Annotated in this window: 11 protein-coding genes; 8 read left to right on the top strand and 3 right to left on the bottom strand. The window is 61.9% G+C overall.

What is annotated here, in order from left to right:
- Position 1 precedes the first annotated feature (1 nt).
- Entirely contained in the window at positions 2 to 1,132 is a 1,131-nt protein-coding gene (locus GTP46_RS06730; RefSeq protein WP_161005825.1) for a LacI family DNA-binding transcriptional regulator, read from the bottom strand.
- A 180-nt stretch (positions 1,133 to 1,312) separates the two neighbouring features.
- Between GTP46_RS06730 and GTP46_RS06725 the strand changes: the two genes are divergently transcribed.
- The 3 genes from GTP46_RS06725 (at position 1,313) to GTP46_RS06715 (ending at position 4,584) form a co-directional block, all read left to right on the top strand.
- On the top strand, positions 1,313 to 2,563 hold the full coding sequence (locus GTP46_RS06725) for an Hsp70 family protein (protein ID WP_161005824.1): 1,251 nt from the start codon (positions 1,313 to 1,315) through the stop codon (positions 2,561 to 2,563).
- Positions 2,564 to 2,566: 3 nt separating this feature from the next.
- The gene (locus GTP46_RS06720) at positions 2,567 to 3,187 is read left to right on the top strand and encodes a 3'-5' exonuclease (protein ID WP_161005823.1); all 621 of its coding nucleotides are present in this window, start codon (positions 2,567 to 2,569) and stop codon (positions 3,185 to 3,187) included.
- 104 nt (positions 3,188 to 3,291) lie between these two features.
- On the top strand, positions 3,292 to 4,584 hold the full coding sequence (locus GTP46_RS06715; protein WP_161005822.1) for a tetratricopeptide repeat protein: 1,293 nt from the start codon (positions 3,292 to 3,294) through the stop codon (positions 4,582 to 4,584).
- On the opposite strand, the gene GTP46_RS06710 is transcribed toward GTP46_RS06715, so the two are convergent.
- Positions 4,585 to 6,330, bottom strand: coding sequence for a GGDEF domain-containing protein (locus tag GTP46_RS06710; protein ID WP_161005877.1), 1,746 nt, complete (start codon positions 6,328 to 6,330; stop codon positions 4,585 to 4,587).
- Positions 6,331 to 6,509: 179 nt separating this feature from the next.
- On the opposite strand from GTP46_RS06710, the gene GTP46_RS06705 reads away from it, so the two are divergent.
- The 5 genes from GTP46_RS06705 to GTP46_RS06685 all read left to right on the top strand — a co-directional run bounded on the left by GTP46_RS06705 (position 6,510) and on the right by GTP46_RS06685 (position 15,692).
- Complete coding sequence (locus GTP46_RS06705; RefSeq protein ID WP_161005821.1) at positions 6,510 to 7,148, top strand: methylamine utilization protein; 639 nt, start codon at positions 6,510 to 6,512, stop codon at positions 7,146 to 7,148.
- Positions 7,129 to 9,588, top strand: coding sequence for a putative bifunctional diguanylate cyclase/phosphodiesterase (locus GTP46_RS06700; RefSeq protein ID WP_161005820.1), 2,460 nt, complete (start codon positions 7,129 to 7,131; stop codon positions 9,586 to 9,588). The genes GTP46_RS06705 and GTP46_RS06700 overlap by 20 nt, the downstream gene beginning before the upstream one ends.
- A 95-nt stretch (positions 9,589 to 9,683) precedes the next feature.
- Positions 9,684 to 11,846, top strand: a complete 2,163-nt coding sequence (locus tag GTP46_RS06695) for a prolyl oligopeptidase family serine peptidase (RefSeq protein WP_161005819.1) — start codon at positions 9,684 to 9,686, stop codon at positions 11,844 to 11,846.
- Positions 11,843 to 14,332, top strand: a complete 2,490-nt coding sequence (locus tag GTP46_RS06690; protein ID WP_161005818.1) for a zinc-dependent metalloprotease — start codon at positions 11,843 to 11,845, stop codon at positions 14,330 to 14,332. Before GTP46_RS06695 ends, GTP46_RS06690 begins: the two co-directional genes overlap by 4 nt.
- Positions 14,333 to 14,489: 157 nt before the next feature.
- On the top strand, positions 14,490 to 15,692 hold the full coding sequence (locus tag GTP46_RS06685; protein ID WP_161005817.1) for an ammonium transporter: 1,203 nt from the start codon (positions 14,490 to 14,492) through the stop codon (positions 15,690 to 15,692).
- On the opposite strand, the gene GTP46_RS06680 is transcribed toward GTP46_RS06685, so the two are convergent.
- The gene (locus GTP46_RS06680) at positions 15,693 to 16,268 is read right to left on the bottom strand and encodes a helix-turn-helix domain-containing protein (protein WP_161005816.1); all 576 of its coding nucleotides are present in this window, start codon (positions 16,266 to 16,268) and stop codon (positions 15,693 to 15,695) included.
- Between the last annotated feature and the right edge of the window lie 76 nt (positions 16,269 to 16,344).

Below are 16,344 nucleotides of genomic sequence, written 5' to 3'. Positions count from 1 at the left end.
GCTACATTATAGCGACCGGCAGCGGCAAACCGGTAGCCGTGCGGACGGGCGCGAGACGGGCGCCCACCGGCGTCAGGCGCGCGGTGGCGCCTTCGATGAACTGGGCGCTGAATACGCGCTTCTCGGTTTCTGTATCGTGATGCGCCATGCGCGCGCACAGCAGGTCGGCTGCGGCCGCCGCCATTTTCGGCATCGGCTGGCGCAAGGTGGTCAGGTTGTAGCTGACCCAGTTGGATGGCTCCACCGCATCGAAACCTGCCACCGACAGCTGGCCCGGTACGTCGATGCCTAGCTCGTGGCGCGCGCTGTCGAGGCAACCGATCGCCATCAGGTCGCTACCGCAGATAATCGCATCCGGCACCGCGCCCAGCTGCGCGATGATGGCTTTCAGGCCGAGCGCGCCGCTGCGATAATCGTACTGGCCAGGCACCACTACCGGCGCCGGCAAGCCCAGTTCGGCGATGCGCTCGCAGGCGCCGCGCCGGCGTTCGTAGGCCACGCTCAATTCTTCGTCGCCGGCAATGATGCCGAACTGGCGATGGCCGGCAGCGGCCAGGCGCGACACCAGCAGCCGTCCGGTTTCCAGATGGTCGCAGGTGACGGTGTTGACGGAATGGTCGCGCAGCATGCGGTTGAACAGCACCAGCGGCATGCGACGGCGGTCGAATTCTGCGATGTGTTCGGGCGACAGTCGGGCGGCGGCAATCACGCCGTCGACCTGGTATTGCCAGACGTCGGCCAGCACGCGGTCAACATCGCTCTCGCGCTGCAGGGTGAACAGTAGCAAGCGCTTGCCGCGCGCATTGAATTGCTGGCTGACTTCGGCCAGCAGCTCCGGATAGTAGAGGTTGGCCTGGTTGGTGATGATCACGGCCACCATATTCGAGCGGCGCGTGATCAGGCTGCGGGCGGCGGCGTTGGGGATGTAATCGAGCAGGGCGGCGGCCTGCATCACTGCCGCGTGTTTGTCCTTGGAGACGCTGGCGCCCGGTTTGAAGCAGCGCGACACCGCCGATTGCGACACCCCGGCCAACTGCGCCACATCATATGACGTCACGCGGCGATTTTCGCCGGCGATAGCGGCTTTCAGCTCGGTCGCGCATTGCTCAACTGACAGCTTGGATTTGGTCATCGTCTCAGGGGCGCAGCCTTGGGCGTGCATTCTTTTCAGGTAATCTAGAATAATTAAAAACTTACCCAATGGCAATAAATATCGACTTTCCGCAAAGAAATGGTGCTCCACCCGTGGCAACAATGCAAAAAAGAGCTATTTCTGATAAAATCCCGCCCCTTATTTACAGGAAGGGGCGAGATGGCCATTGCTTGCGGCGTTGATTTCGGTACGTCCAATTCCACCGTTGGTTGGGTGCGTCCCGGCCACCCGGTGATGCTGGGACTCGAGGATGGCAAGACCACCTTGCCATCGGTCGTCTTCTTCAACGCGGATGACGACGAGGTTACCTACGGCCGTGCCGCACTGGGTGAATACCTGGCCGGCTACGAGGGGCGTTTGATGCGCTCCATGAAGAGCTTGCTCGGCACCAGCCTGATCGACGGCCAGACCGAGGTCGGTGGCCGCGCGCTGCCGTTCCGCATGCTGCTGGCCCAGTTTATCGGCGAGCTGAAGCATCGCGCCGAGCGCGCTGCCGGCCGTGAGTTCACCTCGGCCGTGTTTGGCCGCCCGGTCCACTTCATCGACGACAGCAAGGAAAACGACCAGCTGGCGCAAGACACGCTGGGCGAAGTGGCCCGTTCGGTCGGCTTCAAGGACATCGCTTTCCAGTTCGAACCGATCGCCGCTGCGTTTGACTACGAGTCGCAAATCGACCGCGAAGAACTGGTGCTGATCGCCGACATCGGCGGTGGTACTTCCGACTTTTCGCTGGTGCGCCTATCGCCCGAGCGCGCGAAAAAAGCCGAACGCCGCGACGATATCCTGGCCAACGGCGGCGTTCACATCGGCGGCACCGACTTCGATAAATACCTGAGCCTGTCGTCCATCATGCCGCTGCTCGGCTACGGCAGCCGCCTGCGCAATAACAGCGAAGTCCCGTCCAGCTACTTCTTCAACCTGGCCACGTGGCACACCATCAACCAGGTCTACACCAAGAAAATGTGGACCCAGCTGTCCGACCTGATCCGTGATTCGGGCGAACAGGAAAAGCTGCAGCGCCTGCAGCGCCTGATCGACGAGCGCGCCGGTCACTGGCTGGCGATGAAGGCGGAAGAGGGCAAGATCGCCCTGTCCGGCGCCCCGCAAGTGCAGCTGGAGCTGGACCGCCTGGCCCCGCCGGTCACGCTGGACCTGAACCGCGACCAGTTCAACGGCGCCATTGACCACCTGGTCGGCTCGGTCGAAACCACGGTCACTAATTTGTTGCGCGACGCCGGCGTGAAAGCCGAAGACGTGGACACGGTGTTCTTCACCGGCGGTTCCAGCGGCGTGCTCAAGCTGCGCGAACGCATCGGTGCGCTGGTGCCGTCGGCGCGCAAGGTCGAGGGTGACCTGTTCGGCAGCATCGGCGCCGGCCTGGCGCTGGATGCCGTGCGTAAGTTCGGATAAGCCATGTTCGATCAAGCCATCGTCATGCTGGACTTTGAGACCACCGGGCTGTCGCCTGCAATGGGTGACCGCATTACCGAAGTGGCGGCGCTGCGCATCGTCGGCGGCGAAATCGTCGATCGTTACGTGTCGCTGGTGAATTGCGGCGTGCGTATCCCATCCTTCATCACCGGCCTGACCGGCATCACGCAAGCGATGGTGAACAGCGCGCCGCCGGTCGGCGAAGTGGTGCCGCAACTGCTGGATTTTATTGGCAGCGACGCGCTGTCGGCGCACAACGCCAGCTTTGACGAAAAATTCCTGCGTGCCGAGGCCGAGCAGCTGGACCTCACGCCGCGCCATCAATCGCTGGTGTGCTCGCTCAAACTATCGCGCCGCGTGTTCCCTGAGCTGAGCAGCTACAAGCTGGGCGACCTTTCGCGTTCGCTCGGCATCCGCTTTGGCGGCAATGCCCACCGGGCCGAGGCCGATGCCGAAGTGGCGGCAAAAGTGCTGATCCACATTGGCCGCCACCTGCGCTCCCATCACGGCATCGGCCAGGTCGACACCGACTTGCTGGTCTCCGTCAATAAACTGGCGGCCGCCAAAGTGCCGCAGTTCCTCAAAAAGCGCGCTGGTCAATAATCGATAGCATTTCATCATGGCGCGTTTGAGCGCGCGCAAACCCTGAAGGGTGGCGCGTTTTACACTTTGATCAAGATTGTTAAAACTTTGGTCAGAGGTGTCCCGTGAAAAAGCTCTGCTCGCCCCAAGCCGCGTACGACAGTTACCGCTGGTTTCTGCAAGCCGCCGAACGCGGCTGTCCCTATGCGCAATTTAATCTCGGCCGCATGTTTAAAAGCGGCGACGGTGTGGCGCGCGACGAAGCGCAAGCCTTCCGCTGGATGAGCAAGGCTGCCGCCCAAGGCATCGCCTACGCCCAGAACCAGCTGGGCGCCATCTACTACTACGGACGCGGCGTGGAGCCGGACGATGACCTTGCTGTGCACTGGTTCCGCAGCGCCGCACGCCAGGGCGAGGCATCGGCCCAGCAAAACCTCGGCCAGATGTACCGCAAGGGACGCGGCCTGGTGTGCAGCGATGAAATGGCCTTCAGCTGGTTTTGCCGCGCCGCCGAGCAGGGGCTGGCCAGCGCCCAGACGCTGCTCGGCGAAAGCTATGCCGACGGCCGCGGCATCCCGCGCAACTATCCGCTGGCGCTGGCGTGGTACCGCAAAGCCGCGCTGCAAAATGACGCCCAGGCGCAGTTGCGCCTCGGGCTGATGTACAAGCTTGGCCTAGGCATGGCGCGCAACGAAATGCAGGCCACGGCGTGGTTCCGGCAAGCGGCGATGCGCGACATCCCGGCGGCGCAGCGGCTGGTCGGCGTGGCCTACGCCGAAGGGCTGGGCGTGCCGGCCGATCTGCCCCGCGCCGTATCATGGATGCTGCGCGCCGCCGAGCAGGACGACGTCGATGCGCAGTTCAACCTGGCCCTGATGCTGGCGCTGGGCCGGGGCATCGAGCGCGATGAGGACCTGGCGCTGGTCTGGTATCACCGCGCCGCTGAGGCCGGCCATGTGCTGGCGCAGTACAACCTCGGCGCCATGTACGCGCACGGCCGCATCATCGACCGCGACGACCGCCGCGCGTTGGAATGGTATCGGCGGGCGGCGGAGCAGGGTGCGGTCAGCGCGCAATTCAATGTGGCGGTGATGTATGCCAACGGCCACGGCGTCAGTCAGAACGATGAACTGGCCGCAGTCTGGTACCGCAGCGCCGCTGAGCAGGGCGACGCCAGCGCGCAAAACAACCTCGGTGTGATGTATGCCAACGGCCTCGGGGTGCAGCGTGATCCGCTGCTATCGTTTATGTGGCTGACGCTGTCGGCGCAGGGCGGCGATGGCGCGGCGCTCAGCAACCGTAGCAAAATGCAGCTGGCGATGACGCCGCAATCCGTGGAGAGCGGGCTGGAGCTGGTGCGCACATGGTGGCGTTCGCATCCGGCGGTGGCCGTCCCGCCAAGCCGGCTGGTGGAGTGATCAGCGCTGGCGGCGGTCGAGGAACAGGCTGTTGCCGTAGACTTTCTTGGCTTGCTTTTTCGATTCCGCCGCTGCCGTGGCAATCTGGTGGTGGGTGTAGTACTGCTGCGGCTCGACCCGGATCGCGCCGATCGACAAACTCATCAGCGAATAAAACACCTTCTTGCCTTGCCGGTCTTCGCTGATGTAGCCGCCGCGCTCGCGGTCCTCGGTGCTGTAAAAGTCTTGCACGTTGCGGCCGAATTCCTCCAGAATGGCCTGGCAGCGCGCTTCCCAATCCTCGCTCTGGAACAGCACCATGAAGTCGTCGCCGCCGATGTGGCCGACGAAATCGCGGTCGCGGTCGCAATGGCTGGTGAGCAGGTTGCCGGTTAGCTGGATCACGTCGTCGCCGCGCCGGTAGCCGTAGACGTCGTTGAACGGCTTGAAGTGGTCGAGGTCGAAATAGCAGACCCAGAAGCGCGTGCTGCTTTCCAGCAGGCGGTCGATATGCTCGGTGATCGGCACATTGCCGGGCAGCTGGGTCAACGGGTTGGCGTAGCGCGCGGCGTGGATCTGCATCTGCGTGATTTCGCGCATCAGGTCGTGGCCGGTACCCATGCCGAGGTAGCGCCCCTGGTCGGTGATGATGAAGCCGTTGAACAGGTGATGGGCGTCGGCCTGCGCCATGCGGAAACTCAGGTCCTGCAAGCTGGTGCCGGTGTCGGCGATCAGCGGTTTCTGGTCCATGAACTGGCGGCAGGACTTTTTACCGTACAGTTCGCGCTCGTATGGGCGGGCGAAGTGCTCGATCATCACGAAGCGGCTGATCAGGCCCAGCGGTTCGCCATCGTCCACCACCGGAATAATCAGCAAGTCTGGATTGCGCTGGAAAATCTCATACACCTCGTTGTTGTTCATGCTTGACGGCACCGCCTGCACCTCATGCAGCAGCTTGCAGATCGTCGCTTGCTTGTCGGCGGCGCGTTGCGGGTACACCGCCACACCGTTGCGCGACAGTGTCTTGACCACTTCCGCTGGCGCGGCCCGGGCCGGAGTCGGATGCGGGCGGCCCAGGTGGTAGCCCTGGCCATAAGCGACGCCGACGTCGCGCAGCACCAGCAACTCGGCTTGCGTCTCGATGCCCTCGGCAATCACGCGGGTGTTGGATTTTTCGGCGATTTCCTGGATCGAGCGCACGAATTGCAGTTTCACCGGGTCATGGTTGATGCCTTGGATGAAGTGCATATCGATCTTGACGAACTCGGGCCGCAACTCCGACCACAGGCGCAGGCTGGAAAAGCCTTCGCCGAGGTCATCGATAGCAATCTGGAAACCCATTTTGCGGTAGTGCAGTACCGCTTCGCGCATCAGGTCGTAGTCGTAGGTGGGCTGGTTTTCGGTCAGCTCGATGATCACGCGGTCCGGGTTGATGCCGATCTGGTGGATCACTTCCAGCGTTTCGCCGTGGCGCGCGTCGCGCTGCAGCAGGCTTTCCGGGCTGACGTTGAGGAACAGCTTGCCTGGCAGGCCGAGCTCGGCAAAGCGCTCCAGCACCACCTTGCGGCACAAGTGTTCCAGCTGCACCGTCAGGCCGTTGAGGCGCGCCGCCTTGAATAAATTCATCGGCGAATGCAGCGGACTGTCGGATGGTCCGCGGATTAATCCTTCATAGGCGATGATTTCGCCCGTCTGCATGTGTACAATCGGCTGGAACAGCGCACTCAGCTGTCGACGTGCCAGGATGTCATGTAAATGCGCGCGCAACACGGCCTCCTCATCTTCTTCGCGAGGTTTCAGGTAAGTGACTGTGGCGCCGGTGGCCGGCTGGAGTGCAGAATTCACGGGCTGGAGTTTGCTAAATATCGGTTTAACTGTACGATCTTAGTGGACATTTATGACGTCATGATGAATTATGGAAATGTTTTGTTCAGGACTGGAACTTTATGCATCGTTTTAAACGCCGTTTAGCCTTTGTTTGCACCCTGCTGGGCGCCAGTAGCGCCGGCGCGACCGGGATTGTGGTGCAGGTGCAGGACGCGACCGGCAAGGTGCTGCCCGATACTGTGATTTACGTGGAGCCGGAAGGCGGCGCGCCGGCGCCCAAATCGCCAGGCGGCGCGCAAATCGAGCAGAAAGGCTTGAAGTTCCTGCCGCTGGTGACTGTGGTGCAGGTCGGCGCGGCGATTAACTTCCCGAACAACGACAAGGTCCGGCACCACATCTATTCGTTCTCGCCAGCCCACAAATTCGACCAGAAACTGTATTCCGGCCAGGCCGCTTCGCCGCAAGTATTCGATAAAGCGGGTACAGTTGTGCTTGGTTGCAATATTCATGACAAAATGCTCGCTTACGTCAAAATCGTCGACACGCCGTATTTCGCCAAAACCGACGGTTCTGGCGCGGCGCGCATTGAGCTGCCGGCCGGCGGCAAATACGTGGTCAAGGCCTGGCACTACAACACGCTGGGCGGCGCCACGCCGGAGCAGACTTTGACCGTGAAGGCGGGTAGTGATCTGGCCACCGCCGTCTTTAAATTGCCGATGAAGCCAGTGGTGGTGGACGATGCCGCATCCAGTCTTTAATTGGACGTACCTGAGCACACGTTTTCGCTTTCGTAGCCTCGAAAGCCGCATCGTCACGCTGTTCCTGTTCCTGATTGTGGTGGTGCAGGTGGTTGGCCTGGTAGTGATCCAGCATGGCATCGACAACAACGCGCGCACCGCCATCAGTTCCGAGCTGAATAACGGCACCAAGGTATTCCGCCGCCTGCTGGACCAGAATGCGCAAAGCTTGCGTTTCGGCGCGCGCCTGCTGGCGCGCGATACGGCGTTTGTGGCGGCCATCGGCAATAACGATGAAAGCGACCGCGCCACCATCGAATCGGCGCTGGCCAACAGCGGCCGCCGCATCAAGGCTTCGCTGTCGATGCTGATTGGCGATGACCGCAAGATCAGCGCCACCACCAATCCGGCACAATCGGCCGGCCTGGAAAAAATAGCGCTGTCGATGCTGGACGCGGCAGAAGCCGCCGACGGCGCTATCGGTGTCGCGATTGTCGATCACCGCCCATTCCAGATCGTCGCCATGCCGATCAAGGCTCCGGTTACTATCGGCTGGATTGTGATGACTTTCCCGATCGACCGCCAACTGGCCAACGACATGCGCGAAGTCACCTCGTTGCATACCTCGGTGCTGACACGCGATTCGAAAGGCAAATGGCTGCCGGTCGGCTCGACCTTTGTCGGACCCTCGGCACAGGCCGTGGTCGACCAGCTGCAAGCCTTGCCAGCCGCACCTGCCGGCCCGTTCGACATCATGGTGGAAACCACCCAATACAGTGCGCGCCTGATGTCGATCGGCGAAGACAATGGCCAGAACGCCAGCGTGGTGCTGGCGCGCTCCATCGACGAAGCTACCGCCGAATATCGCCGCCTCGAACGCTGGCTGATCGGCCTGACGCTGGGCGGCATCATCGCCTCGGCGATTGCCATCGTGTTCACAGCCAAGCGTATTGCGCAGCCGATCAGTGAGCTGGCGGTGACCGCCAAGCGGCTGGAGGGCGGCGATTACAAAGTCGTCATCGACAGCCGGCGTGAGGATGAAATCGGCCAGCTGGCGCACGCCTTCGACGCCATGCGCGAAGGTATCGCCAAGCGCGAACAGGAAATCAGGCGCTTGGCGTACTGGGATACGCTGACCAACTTGCCGAACCGCGCGCAATTCGTGCTGCTGCTGAACGACGCGCTGCACGATGCACGCGGCCGCGAAGAAGATTTGTTCGTGCTGATGATGGACCTGGATCGCTTCAAACACGTGAACGACGTGATGGGCCACAGCTTCGGCGACTCGCTGCTGCGCCAGGTGGCGGGCCGCTTGCAGCTACTGCTGGCGAATCGCCGCCAATCGTCGGCGCAGGTGGCGCGTTTGGGCGGCGATGAATTTGCAGTGCTGCTGCCAGCCACCAATCTCGATTCGGCGCAGATGATGGCGGCTGAAATCCTGGCTGCACTGGAGACGCCGCTGTCGCTGGAAGACCAGATGGTCGACATCGGCGCGGGCCTCGGCATCGCCGGCTATCCGGAACATGCGGACGACGGCGAGACCTTACTGAGCATGGCCGAAGTGGCGATGTACACCGCCAAGCAGCGCAACGACGGCGCGGTGGTCTATGACGCGGCGATGGACAAGGGCAGCGCCAAGAGCCTGTCGCTGCTCACGGAGCTGCGCAACGCCATCGAGCGCGACGAGTTCCGTCTGCACGTGCAGCCCAAGATATCGCTGCAAACGGGCCGCGTGGTGGGCATGGAGTCGCTGGTGCGCTGGGTGCATCCGGAGCGCGGCAATGTGTTCCCCGACGAGTTCATTCCGTTCGCCGAGCAGACCGGCTTTATCCGCATACTGACACGCTGGGTGATGGAGAAATCGGCCGAGTTGTGCCGCGAGCTGGCGAGCAAAGGCCATCATTTGAAAGTGTCGGTCAATCTGTCCACCCGCGATTTACTGGACCAGGACTTGCCGGCCAAATTTGCCGACCTGCTGGCGCGCCACAAGCTGACGCCGGGCTCCTTCTGCCTGGAGATCACCGAGAGCGCCATCATGGACGATCCGGTGCGCGCCCAGAATACGCTGGAGCGCCTGAGTTCCATGGGCCTCGATTTGTCGATTGACGATTTCGGCACCGGCTACTCGTCGCTGGCTTACCTGAAACGCCTGCCGGTGAATGAGCTGAAGATCGATAAGTCCTTCGTGCTGAATATGGAGAAGGACGAAGGCGACACCAAGATCGTGCGTTCGACCATCGACCTTGGTCACAACATGGGCCTGCGCGTGGTGGCGGAAGGGATTGAGAGCGAAGCCGTATGGCGCCTGCTGGCGGAACTGGGCTGCGACCAGGGGCAGGGCTACTTCATGAGCCGTCCGATCCCGGGCGATCAGCTGATTCCGTGGCTGGAAAAATGGCGCGCCCCGATTGCAATCGGCGCCCAAGCGGAGCCGGTGGTGGACGTCAGCTACGCCAAATAAAAAACGTCTTTGTTTTTCAGCTAACGTGTCTTATTTGCTACGCTTCACGTTATGATCTGTATTCTTGATGAACCCTACATGGATACGGATCACACATGCAACGACGCGCACTCCTGGCTTCCCTCCTGATCGCCCACGCTGCGGCTTCGGCACAAAACTGCCCGGCGCCGGGCGCCCCGCTGAACTACCCGGTGTCGCGCACCGTGGACCAGCAGGACAACTATCACGGCACCGTCGTCGCCGATCCGTACCGCTGGCTGGAAGACGCCAACAGCGAAGAGACCAAGAACTGGGTGGTGGCGCAGAACCAGCTGACGCAAAGCTATCTGGCGCAGATCCCCAACCGCGAAGCGATCAAGGCGCGCCTGACCAAGCTGTGGAACTTCGAGCGTTTCAGCGTGCCGTTCAAGGAAGGCGGCCGCTATTTCTACAGCCGTAACGACGGCCTGCAAAATCAATCGGTGCTATACACCATGAAGACGCTGGCCGACGTCCCGCGACTGCTGCTCGATCCGAACACCCTGGCCGCCGACGGCACCGTGGCGCTGGCGGGAATGGCGGTCAGCCCGAACGGCAAATACCTCGCTTACAGCACCGCTGCATCGGGCTCGGACTGGAACGAGATTAAGGTGCGCGATATCGACAGCGGCAAGGATGTTGAAGACCACATCAAGTGGGTCAAGTTCTCGCGCACCGCGTGGCTGCACGATGGTTCGGGCTTCTTCTACAGCCGTTACGACGAGCCGAAAGAAGCCACCAAGCTGGCTGACGTCAACTACTTCCAGAAACTGTACTTCCACAAACTGGGCACGCCGCAAAGCGCGGACGTGCTGGTGTACGACCGTCCAGACCACAAGGACTGGGGCTTCGGCGCGGAAGTAACGGAAGATGGCCGCTTCCTGATCATCGTCGGCTCGCAAGGCACGGAGAACAAGAATCGCGTGTTCTACAAGGATTTGAGCAAGAAGGATTCGAAAGTGGTCGGCCTGCTGGAGGACTTCGACGCGGCCTATGATTTCATCGGCAACGACGGCCCGGTGTTCCTGTTCCGCACCGAGCGCAATGCGCCGCGCGGCCGCATCGTCAGCATCGATACCCGCAAGCCGGGTGTGCTGAACTGGCACCAGATTGTCCCGGAGAGCAGCAACACCATGGTATCCGCCTCGCTGCTCAACAGCCAACTGGTGGTGGACTACCTGAGCGACGCGCATAGCCTGGTCAAGGTCTACGACCTGAAAGGCAAGGCGCTGCACGACATCGAACTGCCGGGCCTTGGCACCGTCGGCGGCTTTAGCGGCAAGCGTGGCGACAGCGAGACCTTCTACGCCTACACCAGCTTCACCAGCCCAAGCACCATCTATCGCTACGACCTGAAAGCCAACAAGAGCAGCGTGTATCGCCAGCCGAAAGTGGACTTCGATCCAAGCGCGTTTGAAACCCGCCAGGAGTTCTTCACCTCGCGCGACGGCACCAAGGTGCCGATGTTCATCGTCTCGAAAAAAGGCCTGAAGCTGGATGGCAGCAACCCGACCTACCTGTACGGCTACGGCGGTTTCAATATCTCGCTGACGCCGACCTTCTCGGTGGCGAACCTGGCGTGGCTGGAAATGGGCGGTGTGTACGTGATGGCCAACTTGCGCGGCGGCGGCGAGTATGGTGAATCGTGGCATGCGGCCGGCACCAAGCTGCAAAAGCAGAACGTGTTTGATGATTTCATCGGCGCGGCAGAATGGCTGGTGGCGCACAAGGTGACGTCGCCGTCGAAACTGTCGATCGGCGGTGGCAGCAACGGCGGCCTGCTGGTTGGTGCGGCGATGACGCAGCGTCCGGACTTGTTCGCAGCAGCGGTGCCGCAAGTGGGCGTGATGGACATGCTGCGCTTCCACAAATTCACCATCGGCTGGGCGTGGGCTTCGGACTACGGATCGTCTGATAACGCCGAAGAGTTCAAGGCGCTGGTCAAATACTCGCCGCTGCATAATCTGAAGAAGGGCACCTGCTACCCGGCCACCATGATCACCACTGCCGATCACGATGACCGCGTGGTGCCGGCCCACAGCTTCAAGTTTGCCGCCACCGCGCAGGCCGACCAGGCAACCGGCGGCGCGCCTATCCTGATCCGCATCGACAGCAAAGCAGGCCACGGTGCGGGCAAGCCGACCACCAAGCAGATCGAAGAAGTGACTGACCGCTGGGGCTTCCTGAGCCGCGCGCTGCAGATGGATGGCGGCGCTGCGACGCAGGCGGGCCAGCAATGATGCGGGCGCCGGTTGCAGCACCGCTGCTGCTTGCCTTGCTGATGGCCGGCGTTGTGCCGGTGGCTGTCGCCGATGCGGCACAAAGCGGTGCCCCCGCCGCCGCGCCGACGGCTAAGACGATTGCCGACGTCACGCGCGGCCTGCAATCGCAGCCAGGCTTCATCGACGTCTGGCGCGACAGCGACAAGGGCAGGGTGCTGCTGTCGATCGGCGCGCTGGAGCAGCCCTTCCTGCTAGCCAGCTCCTTGCCCTATGCGCTGGGCTCCAACGACGTAGGCCTGGACCGTGCGCAGAGCGGCGAGATGCGCATGGTGCATTTCGAGAAGCACGGCTCCAAACTGTTCCTGGTGCAGGAGAACACCAACTACGTCGCCAACTCGGCGGACAAGGACGAACGTGCCGCCGTGCGTGAATCGTTCTCCAACTCGGTGCTGTGGTCCGGTGAGATTCTCGCCAGCGACAAAGACCGTCATCTGGTGGACTTCTCCAGTTTCCTGCTGGTTGACCGTCACGGTATTGCGGCGCGTTTGGCCGATGCGAAGCAGGGCGCTTACTCGGTCGACCCATCGCGCAGCGCGGTGCTGGCGGCTGAGGCGAAGGCTTTCCCGGACAACGTTGAACTGGAAGTCTTGCTGACCTTTGCCGGTCCGGGGCAGGCAGAATTCGTGCGTCAGGTCGGCGCTGATCCGGCCAGCCTGTCGATGCGCCAGCGTATCAGCATGGTGCGCTTGCCGACAGCAGATAGCTGGCGTCCGCGCGTCTACCACCCTTACTCCGGCGGCTTTGACGCCAGTTACTTCGACTTCGCCACGCCGCTGGCCAGCAGCATCGACGTGCACTGGCAAGTGCGGCACAAACTGGAAAAGACCGATCCATCGGCCGCCGTCAGCACGGTGAAAAAACCAATCGTCTACTACGTCGACCGCGGCGCACCTGAACCGGTGCGTTCGGCGTTGATTGAAGGCGCATCGTGGTGGGCCAGCGCTTTTGAAAAGGCTGGCTTCAAGGATGCCTTCCGCGTCGAGCTGCTGCCGGAAGGCGTGGACGCGCAGGACATACGCTATAACGTCATCTCGTGGGTGCATCGCGCCACACGCGGCTGGTCCTATGGGAATGCGCTGGCCGATCCGCGCACCGGTCAAATCCTGCGCGGCGCGGTCACGCTGGGATCACAGCGCGTGCGGCAGGACATCCTGATCGCCGAAGCGCTGCTTGCGCCATACGGCAAGAGCAGCAGCGCTGACAAGCACAAACTGGCCGAGCAAATGGCGCTGGCCCGCTTGCGCCAGCTGTCCGCGCACGAAGTTGGCCACACGCTGGGCTTCGCGCACAACTTTGCCGCCAGCCGCATGGGCAATGGCTCGGTGATGGACTATCCGCACCCGATCCTCAAGCTGAATGCGCAGGGCGAGGTCGATATCTCCAACGCGTATAGCGTTGGCGTCGGCCCGTGGGACGACTATATCGTCAAATACATCTACGGTGACTTTGGCAGCGGCGAGCAGGAACAGGCGGCGCTGGCCAAACTGCGCGCCGACGCGCGCGCGTCCGGCATGCTGTACTCCAGCGACCAGGACGACCGCTCGCCGGGCGCCAGCCATCCGGACGGCCTGCTGTGGGACTTCGGCCCGGACACGCTGAAGACCTGGGACCAGCTGGGCGCTGTACGCCAGCGCGCGCTGCAAACCTTCTCGGTCGACGTGCTACCGGATGCACGCCAGATCGGTCAACTGGAAGCGCGTCTGGTGCCGGTCTATCTGCTGCAGCGCTATCAAGGCGAAGCCCTGGCACGCCTGATCGGCGGCGGTGACTTTGACTACACTAGCGCCGGCGACGTCAAAGCGGGTATCGCCAAAGCCGGTATCAAGACCACGCCGGCCGAGGTGCAGCGGCAAGCACTGAACCGCCTGACCGACAGCCTGCGCGCCGAATACCTCGCATTGCCGGCCAACGTACTCGATATCCTGACGCCGCCCGCAGCGGGCCATGAACGCAACCGGGAGTATTTCGCCACCGGCATGGGCTCCGTGTTCGACGCCATCTCCATCGCCGAAGCGGGCGCCGGACAAACGGCCGGTTTCCTGCTCGACCCGGAACGCATCAACCGCGTGGCATGGCAGCATGCGCGCGACAGCAAGCAGCCGGGCGTGCAGGAAGTACTGGCGCAGCTGCTGCAAAAAACCTGGAAGCGCGACGGGGTACCTGCTTCCGTGATCGGCGGTGAAGCGGTACAACTGGCGTCCAACTGGGTGGTGGCCGACAGCCTGCTTCGCCTGCTCGACAGCGGCAAGCTGCACCAGCAGGTGGCGGCCGAAGTGCGAGCTTCGGCGCGCGAACTGGCGCAGTGGCTGCAAAAAAATCCGGGTAAAGGCGTAACTGCCGACAGCCGCAAACAGGCGGGCGAAATGATCATGGCTTACCTTGCCGATCCGCGCACCGTCAAGTTGCATGGCGCGCCGCCGGTGCCGCCGGGTGCACCAATTTAGCGCATCTATTTGGTGCGTCGGCGGAAGGCATCCGTCGATGCACCAACATGAAACTACATTAAAATCAGCGACTTAAGATTTTGCACCAAAGTGGCACACAAATTGCTTTTCACCTTATATCTTTATTTTGTGTGCGTTATTTTGGGGAGTGATTTTGATGTCTGGATTCAAAGACGGTGCAGATGCGCTGTTTATTCTGCTCGGCGCCATCATGATTTTGGCGATGCACGCGGGCTTCGCTTTCCTCGAATTAGGCACGGTTCGCAAGAAAAACCAGGTCAACGCGCTGGTGAAAATCCTGGTGGATTTCTGTGTATCGGCCATCGTGTACTTCTTCGTCGGCTACAGCATTGCGTATGGCGTCAACTTCTTCTCCTCTGCCGAGGTGCTGGCCGCTAAAAACGGCTATGAGCTGGTCAAGTTCTTCTTCCTGCTGACTTTTGCCGCCGCCATTCCGGCGATTATTTCGGGCGGCATCGCCGAACGCGCGCGCTTCCACCCGCAGACGGCGGCGACGGCGCTGCTGGTTGGCCTGGTCTATCCATTCTTCGAAGGCATCGCGTGGAACCACCGCTTTGGCGTGCAGGCGTGGCTGCTGCAAACCTTCGGCGCCGAGTTCCATGACTTTGCCGGTTCGGTAGTGGTCCATGCGGTGGGTGGCTGGATCGCGCTGCCGGCCGTGCTGCTGCTGGGCGCGCGCCGTGGGCGCTACATGAAAAACGGCGGCGTTGCGGCCCATCCGCCTTCGTCGATTCCGTTCCTGGCTCTGGGCGCATGGATCCTGATGGTGGGCTGGTTTGGCTTCAACGTCATGAGCGCGCAGGCGTTGGACAAGATGAACGGCCTGGTGGCGGTCAACTCGCTGATGGCGATGGTGGGCGGCACGCTGGTCGCCACCCTGATGGGCAAGAACGATCCGGGCTTCGTCCATAACGGCCCACTGGCTGGGCTGGTCGCCGTGTGCGCAGGTTCGGACGTCATGCATCCGCTGGGCGCACTGGTCACCGGCGGCATCGCTGGGGCCATCTTCGTCTGGATGTTCACGCTGGCGCAAAACAAATGGAAGATCGACGATGTGCTGGGCGTATGGCCGCTGCATGGCCTGTGCGGCGCGTGGGGCGGCATCGCGGCCGGCATCTTCGGCCTGAGGGCGCTGGGTGGTGTGGGCGGTGTGGCGTTTGCGTCGCAGATCGTCGGCACCGTGATGGGTGTGGTGATCGCCGCTGTCGGCGGCACGCTGGTTTATGGCATGCTGAAAAAGACGATGGGCCTGCGCCTTGATCCGGAAGAGGAATTCCAGGGCGCCGACCTGTCGATCCACCGCATCACCTCCATGCCGGAGCGCGAATCTAACTGGTAATCAGCGGTGGATTACCACCAGCAGCGCCTTCGCTTCCGTTTTGCCAACGTTGCGAATAATGTGCTGCTGGTCCCCTGGGTAGCGCGCCGTGCTACCCAGCTTGACCTTCTTCTTGTCGTTTCCGACTTCCACTTCCACCGAGCCGTGTAACAGCGTCAGGTGCTCTTGTGCGCCGGGATCGTGGCCTTGCGAGGCCAGTTCGCCGCCTGGCGACAGCGTCAATTCATACCACTCATATTTACTCGCCAGCTCCAGCGGGCCGAGGATGCGCAACACGTAGCCGGCGTGCAGCCCGGGCAGGGTAGGCGTTTCGTGGGCGTCGATCACGCGGATGGTTTCCGTTTCGCGCTGCGCCGTCGCCAGCAGCTCGCCAATCTGCACGCCCAAGGCATTGGCAAGACGCCAGGTAATGGCAATCGTCGGATTGGCTTTCTCGCGCTCGATTTGGGATAACATGGACTTGGAGACGCCGGCAATGCGCGACAAATCTTCCAGCGTCAGGCCACGGGCCAGGCGTAGGCGCTGCAGGGAGGCGCCAACTTCTGGTGGTGCATTATTTGGAACTGGTGTTTTCATTGTTTGAGTTGCGGAGTTCACTGGATCGCTTTAAAATTCAATATATCGAATTTGCATTCGAAATAATGAATTTCGC

Origin of the sequence: Duganella flavida, assembly GCF_009857445.1 — a bacterium.
GTDB lineage: Bacteria > Pseudomonadota > Gammaproteobacteria > Burkholderiales > Burkholderiaceae_D > Rugamonas > Rugamonas flavida.
Note: the sequence above shows the minus strand (reverse complement) of the source record. Positions and strands in the feature narration are given on the sequence as shown.